Source organism: Pseudomonas sp. IB20, assembly GCF_009707325.1.
In the GTDB taxonomy this organism is placed as follows: Bacteria; Pseudomonadota; Gammaproteobacteria; order Pseudomonadales; family Pseudomonadaceae; genus Aquipseudomonas.
On record NZ_CP046103.1, the window covers coordinates 1836961 to 1849089 of the forward strand.

Genomic DNA, 12129 nt, shown 5'->3' on the forward strand with positions numbered 1-12129 from the left:
CCGCCGGTCGCTGTGGCGCAACCGGCCGGGCCCGCGCTGACAGCAACGACATCAACGTGACTCATCATGTGGCCGCCAAGTGGCACTCCGCGAAAGGGGGTCTGGAGATCCAGCTCTGTCATCCCACGTTGCCCATCGGCGGTTTTTTTGAAGATATCCTGATGCGATGAGCCCGCCATTGCGGCGGGCTCAAAGGGCGTCAGAGCTTCGGTAACTGGCCGACGCGGCCCATCATTTCAGTGACGATCTGCAGGTCCAGCAGGAACTGGTCGACCGTTTTGAACTCACCGTCGGTGTGCCCGGTGTACTTCACTTCCGGGCGCGCCAGGCCGAACTGCACGCCATTGGGCAGTTCATGCACGGAGGTGGCGCCGGCCGACGTACCGAACGTGTGTTCCATGCCCAGGTTTTCGCTGGCCACGGCCAGCAAGGCTTTCACCCACTCGCCTTCAGGGTTGCGGTACATCGGCTCGGCTACCGAGTAGGTGAAGCTCACCTTAACCTTCGTTTGTTTATCCCAGGCGCTCAGTTTGTCAGCAATTTCTGCCTTGAGTTTTTCCGGCGATTTGCCCTTCGGCACACGCAGGTTCACGGCCAGTTTGAAGGCTTTGTCATCCTGGCCGACAAAGGTCAGCGACGTGGTCAAAGGCCCCATGAACGCATCAGAGAATCCCACGCCCAGCTTGCCACCGAGGTAATCCAGGCCCCAGTTGTCGGCGGCATAACGCGCGGCGTCGGTGATGTGGTTGTGCTTGAGGGCGATCTTGCCGTCGACGCCGTGGATCAGCTCGAGCATACGTGCGACCGGGTTGACACCGGTTTGCGGCTCGGACGAGTGAGCAGACACGCCGGTGACCGTCAGCTTGACCTCTTTGCCGACCACCTTGGCCGTCACTTCGAAGTCGCCGCCATTGCGCTTGACGTAGTCAGCACCGGCTTGCTGCAGGCTGGCGGCCAATTCGGCCGGTTTGTCGCTGACCAGAGTGGCCACTGACACCGAAGGAATCTGGTTGGTGGCCATGCCGCCGGTCATCGAAATGATTTGTGCGCCTTTGCCTTCGCCCTTGCGCACCGGGAAGGTGGCCATCACGGTGCCGTAGCCTTTTTCGGCGATCACCACCGGGTAGCCGCCGTCCAGCGCCAGGTTGTATTGCGGCACTGGGTTATGTTCGAAGTAGTACGGAATCGCGTCGCCCGACGTTTCCTCGGTGGTGTCCACCAGCAGCTTGAAGTTGCGCGCCAGTGGCAGCTTCTCTTCCTTGATCACCTTCATGGCGTACAGGGCCACGACGATGCCGTTTTTGTCATCCTCGGTGCCACGGCCGTACATGCGGTCGCCGATCAGCGTGACCTTGAACGGGTCGAGTTTGGTGCCGTCTTTGAGCACCCAGTTCTCCGGCGTCACGGGCACCACGTCGGCGTGGGCGTGGATACCGACCACTTCATCGCCGCTGCCTTCCAGGGAAATTTCGTACACGCGGTTGTCGACGTTACGGAAGTTCAGGTTGAAGGCCTTTGCCAGGCCCTGAATCTTATCGGCGATCTTGAGGAACTCCGGGTTCTTGTACTGCGGCAGGCCGTCGATGTTAAACGTCGGGATCTCTACCAGCTCGCGCAGGGTTTCGAGGGCGGCCTTGCCATACTTCACCCGCGTGTAAATACCCAGCAGACGATTGATCTCGTTCTGCTGGTCGGCGGTCAGGGTTTTGTTGGCAAGGAAGGCCTCGATGGCCGGGCCGACGTCGGCGGTTTTGCCCAGGTCGCCCTTGGCCAGGGTGGCGAGGAAACCACGGAAATCGGTGGCCGGGGTTTCGCTGAAACCCTTGATAATCGTCGCGCTTTGTTCGGCGCTGATGTTGGCGAATGCAGGCGCAGCGACGGCGCAGAGGGCGGCGGCGAACAGGGTGGCGGCAACCCGTTTTTTGAGTGGGAAGTGCATTGTTGACGGCATTCCTTTGCAGGTAGTGAGTGGGGCGTTTCTGATCAAGCTGTCAGAAACATTTCCACACACTACCATCACGAAGGAGCGGTAGGGGAGACCCTGGCGAAGGAAATATCCTACTCAAATGCCCGGATTGAAGAGATTCAACTGTGGGAGCGGGCTTGCCCGCGATGACGTAGTGTCAGTCACCTTCTACGCACTGTCGCGGGCAAGCCCGCTCCCACAGGGGGTTTGTGGTGCCTCAATAACCGAGTTCAGATCAAGGCTTACCCGGATGCGGATCCGGATACTGCGCCATGACCTCCAGCGCCTTGGCATACGGTCCATCCCACAACTGCTCATGCAATTGGCCTATGCGCTTGGCCATTGCCTCGCTGCGCATCACCACCTCCAGGTTGCGCGAGTTATCCAGGTACCCGCCCAGCCAGTTGCTGGTGCCGACCCACGCCACTTGCCCGTCGATCTCCATGGTCTTGCTGTGGATCACCCGCGCGTAAGGGATAAACCCTTGCTTGGCCTCGGGCAATGTGACGATCTTCACCTGCACGTTGGGCAACACCGCCAGGCTCTTGAGGTAGGGCAGCTCCAGTTTGTCGGTGTTCCAGTTGGAGACCATCAACTTGACCGACACCCCGCGCGCGGCGGCGGCGCGCACGGCGTTGTCGATCACCGCGTAGTACGGCCGGGTTCTGTCTGGGCCGTAGGACAGCGGTGCGTAGTCGAGCAGTTGCACACGCACTTCTTTTTTTGCCTCACTCAGCAGACGCGGCAGTTCCAACTGCGAGTCGCCCACGCCCGGTGGGTTGTAGCGTTGCGGGCTGGCCACTAGATAGTTGCCGGTGCGTGCAGGTTCCTGGCTTGGGGCAGGCAACGGCACGGGTTGTTTATCCGCGAGCGCGGCCTGGGCTTGCCAGTCCTGATTGAAGATCGCCTGCACTTGGCTGACCACCGTTGCATCACTGATACGCAGCCCGGTCTCGTGGATATGTTCCAGCGAGCGCCAGTCGAAATTCTGACTGCCGATAAACGCCTGCTTGCCGTCCACCAGCATGTACTTGGCGTGGATGATCCCGCCGCTCAGTTGCCCATACGACAGGACGCGAAAGGTCAGGTTGGGAATCGCGCGCAGGCGTTCCAGGGTGGAGGCCTCCGACAATTTGATGCCTTTTTCTTCCAGCAAAAAGCGAATTTTCACACCGCGTTTGCCGGCGGCTTCCAGGTGTTCAATCACCGTGTCCATCACCGAGCCGGGATGGTCGGCCGCGTAGAACTGGCCGATATCAATGCTGTTTTTCGCGCCGTCAAACAGTTCGATCCATACCGGCCCCGGCTGGCGCAAATCGGCAGTGCCCAGCACGGTGTCCACCGGCACGGTGTGCACCAGTTCAAAGCCTGGAATAGAAAAGTCCGCCTGGGCCAGCGGACTGAGGAGCAAGCCGGTGAGGCCTGCGATACGCAACTTCATCGAAAGGGCCATAGGCGTCTCATCGGGCAAAAAGAACGGCGGGCACATCATGTGCCCGCCCCGGATGTCACGCGGTGCGGCTGTGCAACGGTGTTGGCACCAAGTGCGGTACTTCACCCTGCACGCGGGCACCGGTGGCGGCGCGAATCAGCAGGATCTTCAGCTGATCGTTGATGCGCTCCAGGCTGTCCTGGAAGAAGTTGTGGAACACCACGCAAAACAACGCGATGGCGATACCCAAACCCGTGGCGAACAAGGCCGTACCGATGCCACCGGAGATCTGGCCAGGGTCGGATACGCCCGCCGACGCCAGCGCCTTGAAGGTGTCGATGATGCCGAGGATGGTGCCCAACAGACCGAGCAATGGCGCGGCAGTGGTGATGGTTTCGATGATCCACAGGCTGCGCGAGAGTGGCGCACGCGTCTTCAGATACTGGGTTTCGATTTCATCGTCCAGGTCTTTGCGCGAACCCTGGGACGCCTTCTGTGCCAGCACCGGCAGCACCATGTTCAGTGGCAGGCTGTCGCGGTGGGTCAGGCTTTGCGGCAGGTCGCGCTCGCTGTGCACGTTGGCGCCCAGTACCTCGGTCAAGGCGCGGGCCTGGCGGCGCACGTAGGCGAAGTAAATGCCGCGTTCGATGCTGATAAAAATCGCAATCGCCATGGCGGCGTACATCACATAAAAGGTGATGTCGTGAAGCAGGTTCATGTCCATGATCTAAAGCCTCGCAGTTAGAAATTCGCTTCCAGGGAAACGGTTACGGTGCGGTCCAGGCCAACGATGTAAGCCGGGTCGCCGTCCTTGAAGCCGCTGTAGGTGCCGGCGTTGGTCTTGGTGGTGTACACGCCGTCCAGGTATTTCTTGTCGAACAGGTTGTCGACGTTCAGGCGCAGGGTCGCGTCCTTGACCACCTTCTTGTCCACCGGCAGGTAGATACCGGCGCCGAGGTTGAACACGGTGCGGCCGGAAATCGCTTCATCGTTGGTCAGGTCGCCAAACAGCTTGCTGGTGTATTTGCCACCGAAGGTGCCGTAGAAGCGGCCGTCGTCGTAGCCGATGTTGGCCGCCAGCATGTTCTTCGGCACGTTGGCGAACTGCTTGCCGCTGGTGGGCAGGACGATGGCTTTGCCCGCGTTGTAGACGGTCAAGTCATCCTGCTGCTCGGCCTTGGTGTAGGTGTAGGAGGTGTAGTAGTTGAAGTGGTTGGGCAGCAGGCCGCTCCACTCCAGTTCCAGGCCGCTGTTGTTGACGGAGCCGGCGTTGATGTCGGCGAAGTCACCGTTGATGTCTTTGGACGAGACTTGGCGATCCTTGAACTGCATGTAGAACAAGGTGGCCGCCACGGTCATGTCTTCGTCGGTGAAGCGCCAGCCCAGTTCGTGGTTCCAGCTGGTTTCCGGCTTGGCGTTGATCGAGTCCAGGCCCTTGTCGTACAGCACGTAGTTCTGCGGTATGCGCATGTTGCGTGACAGGCTGTAGAACAACTGGTCACGCTCGTCGAGCTGGTACTTGAGGCCGACGTTGGGCAGCAGCTTGTTGTAGCTCTGGTTACGCTTTTCCGGCTGCTCGGTGAGGCTGCCGTGGTTGGTGCCGTCGCGTTTGACGTTCATGTAGGCCAGGCCTGCCACCAAGGTCCAGTCTGGGTTGATGTACCAAGTGTCCTGGGCCCAGACTTTTTGCGCCGGGGTGACGGTGAAACGGTCGCGGCCCTGCACGGTGTTGCCGTTGGCATCGACCACGGCGTTGCCGTCGGGCCAGGTGTCGGTGGGTTTGCCGCTGCTCTTTAGGGCAATGAACGGCTGGGTCTGGCTTTGGCGCGCGCGTTCGTACCAGTAGCCGAATTGCAGGCTGTGATCGCCCAGGTCCCAGTTCAGCTTGGTGGTAATGCCCGGGCGCCAGGTCTGCGTGCGCGAAGGGCGATAGTAGACGCCGGTGGTGGAGGAACCGTCAGCGTTGTACTGGGCGGCGGTGGGCAAGTTGCCCAGGTCGAAGATGCCGCCTTGGTTCGAGCCACGGTTCAGCGCATAGCTGGAAGAACCCACGCCGCTGCCGTTGCCCCAGTAGTAATACGGGATCACCGAGAGGGCCAGGTTATCGGCCAGTTTGAATTGGGTGTTGAGCACGCCGGTAAAGGTCTGGAACGGGTTCTGCGCCAGCGCGTAGTAGCTGTTGAGCTTGCCGTTACTGCCCACCGTCGGGTTGGCGGGGTAGGGGTCGTACTTGCGGCCGTACTGCTGGAACTGGCCCTTGGTCAGCTGGCTGTAGCTGTTGTTGTCCTGCTCGTGGTACTTGAGGATCAGGTTGGCAGTGTTGCCGTTGCCGGCATCGAAGAAGCTGTTCCACTCCACCTTGTCCGCGCGCACGGCGCCTGAACCGCGCCACATCTGGCCTTCGGTGTGGGACACCGACAGCCAGTTGCTCAGGCCATTGACCTCGCCGGTGTTGAGCCGCGCGAAGGTCTTGCGGGTGGCGTTGCTGCCGACGATCTGCTTGACGAAGGCACCGGTTTCTTTGGTTGGGCGAATGGTCACGATACCGATGTTGCCGCCGCTGGAACCGATGTGCGGGCCGTCGGCCTCGGATGAGCCTTGGGTGACGAAGATCTGGTCGATGTTTTCCGGGTCGCCCAGCAGGTTGGAGTACAGCGCGTAGTTGCCGGAGTCGTTGATCGGCATGCCGTCCACCGACATCCCCACCTGGTCGGAGTTGAGCCCGCGCATGGTGAAGCGAAAGCCCGACAGGCCGGTGTTGTCCTCGCTGGAGATGTTCAGGCCCGGGGTGTACTTGAGCTTGTCGATTGCGTTACCGGTGGCGGTCTGTTTATCCAGCGCTTCCTTGGTGATCGTGGAGCGGCCCTTGATGCTTTCTTCCTGCACCATGTAGCCGCCACCCGCGGTGGCCTTGCCCTGAACACCAATCGTGCCGACGTCACTGTCGCTTGTATCTGCCATGGCCATCCCATGGCCCATGCTTGCGGCAACAAGTGCCAGATGAATACGTGTGAACCTCATCACTGTCGTCCTGGTGTCGGGTGCTTATTGCACGCTGTAGTTGAAGGTGGCGGTGAAGCGCTGCTCATTGCGCCCCCCGAAGGCTTGCTCGGGGAACGGCTTGACTTGCTTGATGCGCCGCAAGCTGTTGGCGGCGGCCCGGTTGAGCAACATGCTCGAGGCCTGGGTTTGCACGCCTGCGTCCAGAACGCGACCCTGGCGATCGACCAGCAACCACACCACCACTTCGCCGCTGGGGCGTTCGAGGGAAGCCTGGCGACCGGTGGGGTACTGCTTGTAGGTGTCCAGCTCGTTGCGCAAACCCTTGAGGTAACCGCCTTCCAGGGCCTGGCCGTCGACCTTGGGCGCCGCCGGTGGGGCGGGCGGCACGGGTGTCGGGGCGGCGGCGGCTTGTACCGGTTTGGCGGCCACCGGTGGCGCTGGTGCAGGCGTGGGTGTCGGCTTGGCGGCCACGACGGGTTTGGGCTTGGGCACCGGCTTGGGCTTGGGCTTGGGTTCAGGTTTTGGCAGTGGCTTTGGCGGCGGTGGAGGCGGGGCCGGTTCGGCCTCTTCGTCCTCGATCACCGGTGGCGGCGGCTCTTGCTCCACCACCGGTGTCGGAACCACTTCGGGCTCTGGCTCGACCAGCGCCAACTCGACCGCCGACTCGTCGTACACCGGCTCGACCTTCAACGTCTGTGACTGGATGCCCATTGCAATCAGCACCAGGGCGATCAGGGCCGGGACACTGCCCAGCAGCTGACGCGCACGAAACAAGACGTACATGTTCAGGACTTACGCGTGGCGATGGACACGGAGGTAAAGCCACCCAGGCGCAGGGTGTCCATGACCTCCACCAGACGTGAAACCTCCACGCCCTTGTCACTGTTGACGATGATCGTTGACTTGGTGTCCGGCTTTTCAGCCGCCTTCAGCGCCGGTACCAGGGCATCGACCGTGAGGTCCTTGCCGTCGAGTTGCAAGTGACCTTCCAGGCCCAAGGTCAGGATGAATTTGTTCTGCGGTTTGAGCTGCTGCGAACTGCTGGCGCTGGGCAATTGCGTCTTCATGCCAAGGGCCGGAATCACGTTCAGGCTCACCAGTACGAAAAACACCAGGAGGAACATCATCACGTCGATCATCGGGATCAGTTCGATGTGCGCCTTGCGTTTTTTGGGTTCGTCCCAGGTTCTCATTCCGTTACCCCGTTATTGAATTAGGGGCGACACGCTAACAACTAAAAATGACCGAATGGTTAACTTTAATTTACGTTTTAAAGGCTCTAGGACGTGTCTTACAGATGATTTGCCTTGCAGTTTTGTGACGTAATGAAATTGACACGAAGCGCGCACATTCTGGAGGAATTTATCTTCAGAGCCGTTTCGTATGCCGACTGCATTGCCTCAATTGTTGACCCCGCGACTACGCTTGCGGGCACTGGAAATGGACCAGGCCGAGACGCTTTTTCGCCTTGTCAGCGACCCCGCAATCGCTGATAACACGGCGAATATTCCGTCGCCCTACACCTTGGAAGTGGCTCAGACGTTTATTGGCCAGATGCAGGAAAAATACCGGGCGGGTGGTCTGTTGGGCCAGGGCATGCACCTGCGTGAAACCGGCGAATTGATCGGCATGGTCAGCCTGCGCATCAACGCCCGTCACCACTATGGTCACCTTGGCTACTGGGTCGCGGCGCACTGCCGCAACCAGGGTTATGCGGCAGAAGCGGCGAGCACGATGATGGATTTCGGCTTCACCGAGTTGGGGTTACAGCGCGTCGGCAGCCAGTGCTTTGGTCGCAACAAGGAATCGGCGCGGGTCATGCAGAAAATCGGCCTGCGTTATGAAGGCTGCATGCGCGAGGCGTTTCTCAAGAACGGCGTGTATGAGGACTTGCTGGTATTCGCCACCGTGCGCGACGACTGGGAGCGCGCACTGTGAGTGACGCGGTGGACCAGGGCCGGCGTCGAGTACTGACGGGGCTGGCAGTCGCCACCGCGTTTGCAATCCTCAGCCCGTTTGCGCGCAGTGCCGGGGTGGATTACCCGTTCACCCTCGGCGTGGCCAGCGGCGACCCACTGCCGGATGGCTTTGTGATCTGGACGCGCCTGGCGCCGTTATTCAATGCAGCGGATGGCCGTGGTGGGCTGAGTCGCGCAGTGCCGGTGCGTTGGCGCGTGGCCAGCGATGCGGCGATGACGCGTATCGTCAAGCACGGCGAGGTGCTGGCGACTGAGCGCTTTGCCCATTCGGTGCATATCGAGGTCGCGGGGTTGGAGGCGGGCAGGCCGTATTGGTATCAGTTCGATAGCCTCGGCGCGCAGAGCCCGGTGGGCCAGGCACGTACCGCGCCGCCGCTGCACGCCATGGCGGCGGCAACTGTGGGGTTTGTCTCCTGCTCGCACTGGGAGCGCGGGTATTTCAGCGCCTATCGCCACTTGGCGGCGGAGCAACCTGACCTGGTGTTTTTTCTCGGCGACTATATTTACGACAGCTCCTACGCCGCGGACTCGGGCAAGATCATTCGCCCCCACGGCAGCGGCAATGCCGTGAGCCTCACTGACTACCGCAACCGCTACGCCTTGTATAAAACCGACCCGGACCTGCAAGCCTTGCACGCCGCAGCGCCCAGCGTGGCGACCTGGGATGACCACGAGGTGCAGAACGACTACGCCAACCGCTGGTCCCAGGACTCGAAGATTCCGGTGGCGCAATTTCTGCAGCAACGAGCAGCGGCGTACCAGGCGTTTTACGAACATATGCCACTGCGCGCCAGCAGTGTGCCGAAGGGGCCGGACATGCGCATTTACCGGCGCCTGGATTACGGCCGGCTGGCGCGTTTTCATGTGCTGGATGGGCGCCAGTACCGCTCGGAGCAGCCGTGTATCCAAGCCAACGGCAGTCACCAGGGGCACATCGCTTCCAACACCTGCGCAGGCTTGCGCGACCTTGGCCGCACCCTGCTCGGCTGGCAACAGGAGGCGTGGTTGGACCAGGGCTTTGCGCAATCGAAGGCGCAGTGGAATGTGATCGCTCAGGATTTGCTGGTGGCCCCGCTGATCCAGCGTGACTTGACCAGCCACAAGGTGGGTCATTGGACCGATGGCTACATGGCCAATCGCTCACGGATGCTGGCGTCCATCCAGCGCCATAAGCTCAACAATCCGGTGTTCTGGGGCGGCGACATCCATTCGTTCTGGACCACCGACCTGCACGCCGATGGCAACAACCCGGACTCGCCCATCGTTGCCACCGAGTTTGTCGGCAGCTCGGTGACCTCCGATGGCCCGCCTTTTGAGGCGTTCAGTCAGATCCTGCCGCTCAACCCGCATGTGAAGTTCTTCGACAGTCGCCAGCGCGGGTATGTCTCGGTGGCGTTGGAGGCGCAACAGATGCTGACGAACTTCCGCGTGATTACTGACCCACGCGATCCGAACGCCACGGTGTCGACGCTCAAGTCATTTGTGGTGGAGCCGGGGCGGGCGGGGGCGATTGCGGTTTGATGGGCTCTTTGGTTGAGCACAAGCTCAATGTGGCGAGCGGCTTGTTGTGGCGAGCGGGCTCCCTGCCAAAGCCTGCACATGCGTGCCGCCGCAGGCGTAGGCGGGTAATTCACCGAAGCCTACTTCGCGGGTGCCATCTTCCAAGACCATGTGACGCGGGTAGTCCGCGGCGATCCACTGGTTGATTTGAGTTTGAATCGCCTCGGCGTCCATGGCTTGTGCGGCTTCGCCACGAATAAAGGTGATTTTGCACTCGCCCGGCCAGTGATGGGCCTTGATCGGCATCCAGCCCAGGCTCTCCCCGGCGCTGCCAATCAGATGCCCGGCAGAATGCAGGCGTGTGTGCAGGGCGCGGCGCTGTTCATCGACCCGCGCGATGATCGGCCCAGGCTCCACAGGCTGGTCGACGTAATGCACCACTCGGTCGGCTTCCTGGGTGACGCGCAGCACCTGGCTGTCGCCGAGCCAACCGGTGTCGAAGGGTTGCCCACCGCCCTGCGGGTGGAAGATCGTCGACTGCAAGGTGACGGCAAACAGGCCTTCGTGCGGGGTGCAGGCCAGCACTTCAAGCTCGGCAGTCAGGTGGTCGTGGGTAAAAAACAGGCGCTCGGTCATCGTTTACATCCGCATCAGGGTTCTACGGGCAGTATAAATAGTGCGCGGATGGGTGATAATCCGTTCAATTATCAATGGACCTGTGCGTCATGAGCATCAATCTTCCTTTGCCGCTGCTGGGTGAAATGGCGATTTTCGTCAAAGTGGTGGAAACCGGCAGCTTCTCTGAAGCGGCGCGGCAACTCAGCGTTTCGCCTTCGGCGGTAAGCCGCAGCATCTCACGCCTGGAACAGGCACTGGCTACGCGCCTGTTGCAACGCACCACGCGCAAGTTGCGCCTGAGCGAGGGAGGTGAAGAGGTGTTCAAGCGGTGCCAGGAAATGGTCAACGCGGCGCGCTCGGTGATGGAAATCAGCGGCCAGTTCACCCACGAAGCCGAAGGGTTGGTGCGGGTCAGCGTGCCCAAGGCAGTCGGGCGGTTTGTGGTGCATCCGCATATGCCTGAGTTTTTGCGGCGTTATCCGAAGGTGGATGTGCAGTTGATTCTTGAGGACCGGCATGTGGACCTGATCGACGACAACGTCGACCTGAGTATTCGCATCACCGACAGCCCGCCGCCCGGTCTGGTTGGCCGACAATTGTTGCCCATCGAACACTTGCTGTGCGCCACCCCGCAGTACCTGGCCGAGCACGGCACGCCGGACCATCCGCATGATTTGCTTGAGCACAGTTGTATTTACCTCGGCGAAACGCCGGGCGATTCACGCTGGAAATTCCGCCAGGGCGGCAAGGCGGTGACGGTCGGGGTGCGCGGTCGCTATGCGGCGAACCACACTGGGGTGAGGCTGGACGCGGTGTTGCAGCATGTGGGGATTGGCAGCTTGCCGTATTTCACCGCGCGGCATGCGCTGGAGCAGGGGCGGTTGGTGCAGGTGTTGCCAGCGTGGGATTTTATTGCGTCCTACCATGGCGAGGCGTGGTTGCTGCATTCGCCGACGCGGTATCTGCCGCCGAAGTTACGCGTGTTTATTGATTATCTGGTGGCGTGTATGGCGAAGGAGCCGACGTTGCGTCGACGCTGATTGTAGGCGCTGGCTCATGTGGGAGCTGGCTTGCCTGCGATGCAGGCGACTCGGTCTGGAAGTCAAAACCTTGGCGACTCCATCGCAGGCAAGCCAGCTCCCATAGAAGAGCGTTTGTTCGCTGGGATCAGTGCTTGCTTTGATCCTGCGGCATGGCCAGCAGCTGTTTTTCCTGGTTCCAGTCAAACGGTTCGTCGTTCTGTTCAGCTTCGAAACGACGTTCTTCCAAGGCCTGGTATAGGTCCAGTTCTTCATCCGGCATGAAGTGCAGGCAGTCACCGCCAAAGAACCACAGCAGGTCGCGCGGCACCAAGTGGGCGATTTGCGGGTAGCGCAGGATAACCTGACTCATTATGTCCTGGCCCAGGTACTGGCTTTCGATCGGGTCGATCGGCAGCAGGGCGCGCAATTCGTCGAAACGCTCCAGGAACAGGGTATGGCTTTCCTCGGGCACCTGTTCGGCTTCGCCGACGGCAACCAGGATGCTGCGCAAGTGGTCGAGCAAGACGAGATGATCGGCAACGACGTTGGACACGAGATAAGTCCTCAAAGCAAAAACGGGCGCGAGAGTATATGCCTCTCGCGCCCGTA

11 protein-coding genes are annotated in these 12129 nt (G+C 60.9%); 3 read left to right on the forward strand and 8 right to left on the reverse strand.

The window, feature by feature from the left end; genetic code table 11:
- Nucleotides 1-199: 199 nt before the first annotated feature.
- The 6 genes from GJU48_RS08610 to GJU48_RS08635 all read right to left on the reverse strand — a co-directional run bounded on the left by GJU48_RS08610 (nucleotide 200) and on the right by GJU48_RS08635 (nucleotide 7594).
- The gene (locus tag GJU48_RS08610) at nucleotides 200-1939 is read right to left on the reverse strand and encodes a dipeptidase (protein ID WP_094952727.1); all 1740 of its coding nucleotides are present in this window, start codon (nucleotides 1937-1939) and stop codon (nucleotides 200-202) included.
- 262 nt (nucleotides 1940-2201) lie between these two features.
- A complete protein-coding gene (locus tag GJU48_RS08615) occupies nucleotides 2202-3419 on the reverse strand; it encodes a phospholipase D-like domain-containing protein (protein ID WP_094953754.1) in 1218 nt (405 codons plus the stop codon).
- A gap of 55 nt (nucleotides 3420-3474) precedes the next feature.
- Nucleotides 3475-4122, reverse strand: a complete 648-nt coding sequence (locus tag GJU48_RS08620; protein ID WP_094953753.1) for a MotA/TolQ/ExbB proton channel family protein — start codon at nucleotides 4120-4122, stop codon at nucleotides 3475-3477.
- Nucleotides 4123-4139: 17 nt separating this feature from the next.
- Nucleotides 4140-6419, reverse strand: a complete 2280-nt coding sequence (locus tag GJU48_RS08625) for a TonB-dependent receptor (RefSeq protein ID WP_094953752.1) — start codon at nucleotides 6417-6419, stop codon at nucleotides 4140-4142.
- Nucleotides 6420-6443: 24 nt separating this feature from the next.
- On the reverse strand, nucleotides 6444-7184 hold the full coding sequence (locus GJU48_RS08630) for an energy transducer TonB family protein (protein WP_094953751.1): 741 nt from the start codon (nucleotides 7182-7184) through the stop codon (nucleotides 6444-6446).
- 2 nt (nucleotides 7185-7186) lie between these two features.
- A complete protein-coding gene (locus tag GJU48_RS08635) occupies nucleotides 7187-7594 on the reverse strand; it encodes an ExbD/TolR family protein (protein ID WP_094953750.1) in 408 nt (135 codons plus the stop codon).
- A gap of 190 nt (nucleotides 7595-7784) precedes the next feature.
- Here GJU48_RS08635 and GJU48_RS08640 point away from each other — a divergent pair, with 190 nt between their 5' ends.
- Nucleotides 7785-8339: a GNAT family N-acetyltransferase gene (locus tag GJU48_RS08640; protein WP_094953749.1), complete on the forward strand. Its 555-nt coding sequence runs from the start codon at nucleotides 7785-7787 to the stop codon at nucleotides 8337-8339.
- Entirely contained in the window at nucleotides 8336-9901 is a 1566-nt protein-coding gene (locus GJU48_RS08645; protein WP_094953748.1) for an alkaline phosphatase D family protein, read from the forward strand. The genes GJU48_RS08640 and GJU48_RS08645 overlap by 4 nt, the downstream gene beginning before the upstream one ends.
- 24 nt (nucleotides 9902-9925) lie before the next feature.
- Here GJU48_RS08645 and GJU48_RS08650 read toward each other — a convergent pair whose 3' ends face one another.
- On the reverse strand, nucleotides 9926-10516 hold the full coding sequence (locus GJU48_RS08650) for an alanyl-tRNA editing protein (RefSeq protein ID WP_155295961.1): 591 nt from the start codon (nucleotides 10514-10516) through the stop codon (nucleotides 9926-9928).
- An 89-nt stretch (nucleotides 10517-10605) separates the two neighbouring features.
- On the opposite strand from GJU48_RS08650, the gene GJU48_RS08655 reads away from it, so the two are divergent.
- On the forward strand, nucleotides 10606-11538 hold the full coding sequence (locus GJU48_RS08655; protein ID WP_094953716.1) for a LysR family transcriptional regulator: 933 nt from the start codon (nucleotides 10606-10608) through the stop codon (nucleotides 11536-11538).
- Nucleotides 11539-11665: 127 nt separating this feature from the next.
- Here GJU48_RS08655 and GJU48_RS08660 read toward each other — a convergent pair whose 3' ends face one another.
- The gene (locus GJU48_RS08660) at nucleotides 11666-12073 is read right to left on the reverse strand and encodes a PA2817 family protein (protein WP_083359297.1); all 408 of its coding nucleotides are present in this window, start codon (nucleotides 12071-12073) and stop codon (nucleotides 11666-11668) included.
- Between the last annotated feature and the right edge of the window lie 56 nt (nucleotides 12074-12129).